General features: G+C 58.1%; 2 protein-coding genes. Both read left to right on the forward strand.

What is annotated here, in order from left to right; translation table 11 throughout:
• On the forward strand, positions 1-347 hold a 347-nt coding region (locus JJQ72_RS20160; protein WP_208204780.1), incomplete at its 5' end, for a phosphopantetheine-binding protein.
• Between the two features lie 39 nt (positions 348-386).
• Positions 387-2047, forward strand: a 1661-nt coding sequence (locus tag JJQ72_RS20165) for a condensation domain-containing protein (RefSeq protein WP_208204781.1), incomplete at its 3' end; no start/stop codon positions are given.

Raw genomic sequence — 2047 nt, forward strand, 5'->3', positions numbered from 1 at the left:
GCCGGAGCCTGCCGGACCCGGGAGTCTGGAAGGCACCGGGAGCAGACTATGTCGCTCCACGAACCCCGCTGGAGCAGGGCATGGCTGAAGTGTGGGCCGAGGTGCTGGGGGTGGACCGGGTCGGGGTTCACGATCACTTTTTTGAATTAGGAGGTCATTCGCTTCTGGCGGTCCAGGTCATATCCAAGATCCGTTCGCGACTGAACGTCAAGCTGGAGGTTCAGCATATGTTTGAAGCACCGACTCTGGCTGAGCTGGCCGGGAAGCTTGAATCCATGCCGGCTCCACCCGCCGTCCGGCCGAAGATGACCAAGCTGTCCAGAAGTCAGCATCGCATCCATGAATAGACCCCTCTGAATACAGGCTTGAAGAAAGGAGTGGTACTAATGAAAAAATCCGGCTCTGATGCACCCGCGGATCTGTCCGCCGAGGCAATCAGCAGCACGACTGAACGTGCCAGATATGCGTTCGAGGCTTCTTTTGCCCAGAACAGGCTCTGGGTTGTGCACCAGCTGCTGGCTGATCAATCCGTATACAATATGCCGGCCGCGATTGCACTTCGCGGAGTGGTTCGTGTTCCAGCGCTGGAGCGGGCTTTTGAGCGTGTGATGCAGAGGCATGACAGCTTGCGTACCACTTTTATGGAGAAGGATGGAGAGCTTGTACAGGTTGTCGAAGAGGACGTATCCTTTGAGCTGCCGGTGATCCACTTGTCCGACTTGGCGCCGGAATTGCGCTGGAAAAGAGCAGCAGGCCTGGCAGAGCTGGATGCCGCAGCGGCGTTTGATCTGCATAGCGGACCGTTAATCCGGATTTCTCTCATACGGCTGGAGGAGCGGGAGCATCTGCTCTTGGTGAACCTGCACCATATTATATCGGATGGCTGGTCCGTAGAAATATTGATCCGCGAGCTGTCTGCCTTCTATAACGCCGAGGTGGAGGGACAGAAGCTGCAGCTTCCGGAGCTGCCGGTGCAATATGCGGATTACGCCCATTTTCAAAAAGAATGGATGAAAGACGAGGTTCTGCAGCACCATCTGGAGTACTGGAAGCAGCAATTATCCGGCGAGCTGCCGGTATTGCAGCTGCCTGCTGCCTCTCCGCGGAGCTCACCTGGAAGCCATGAAGGGAGAACCTGCAAGTTCACTCTGAGCCAGGGCGTTACGCAGGCCATCCGGGCTGTCTGCCGACAGGAGGAGGTCACTCCGTTTATACTGCTGCTGGCGGTGTATAAGGTGTGGCTGTACCGCTATTCCGGTCAAAAGGATGTGCTGGTGGGGACGCCGTCAGCGGGGCGGGAGTTGGAGGAAGTGGAGGGTGTGATCGGTTTTTTTGTGAATACGCTCGTTATTCGCACAGGGATCGAGCCCACAGCTTCATTCCGCACGGTGCTGCAGCAGGTCAAAGGTACGGTACTGGAAGCCTACCCCCATCAAGAAGTGCCATTTGAAAAAGTCGTGGAGGCTGTGCTTCCCGCTCGTTCGGCCACTACCTCTTTATTCCAGGCTATGTTTGTGTATCAGCATCGGGATCTCCAGCTGGAGCTGAAGGGACTGGATGCTGAAAGGATCGAGGTGGAGCGCCGAACAGCCAAATTCGATCTGCTGCTGGAGCTGGTGGATCAAGAAGAGCAGATGAGCGGGGCATTGGAGTACCGCAGTAACTTGTTTTCACAGGATGAAGTGTCCAGCATGATGGAGCATTTTCAGCAGCTGCTGCAAAGCGCTGTGCAGGACCCGGAGCAGGCAGTATCCCGTCTGGAGCTGCTCAGTGAGGAAGAGCGCCGCCGGCAGCTGGAGGAGTGGAATCCTGCGAGCGGCGAGGGCGAGCCTGAGGATGTGCTGCTCCGCATAGAGCAGCAGGCTGCAGCAACACCGGGGCAGACTGCCGTAAGGTCCGGGGGTGGCAGCCTGAGCTATGGAGAGCTGAACGGACAGGCCAACCGCCTTGCCCGGAGGCTCATCGCGCAGGGGGTCCGGCGCGGAGACCGGATCGGGGTATGCCTGGACCGCAGTCGCGAGCTGGTGGTCAGCCTGCTCGCCGTGCT

The sequence above is a fragment of the Paenibacillus sp. F411 genome (assembly GCF_017582705.1).
Classification (GTDB): domain Bacteria; phylum Bacillota; class Bacilli; order Paenibacillales; family Paenibacillaceae; genus Paenibacillus_AQ; species Paenibacillus_AQ algicola.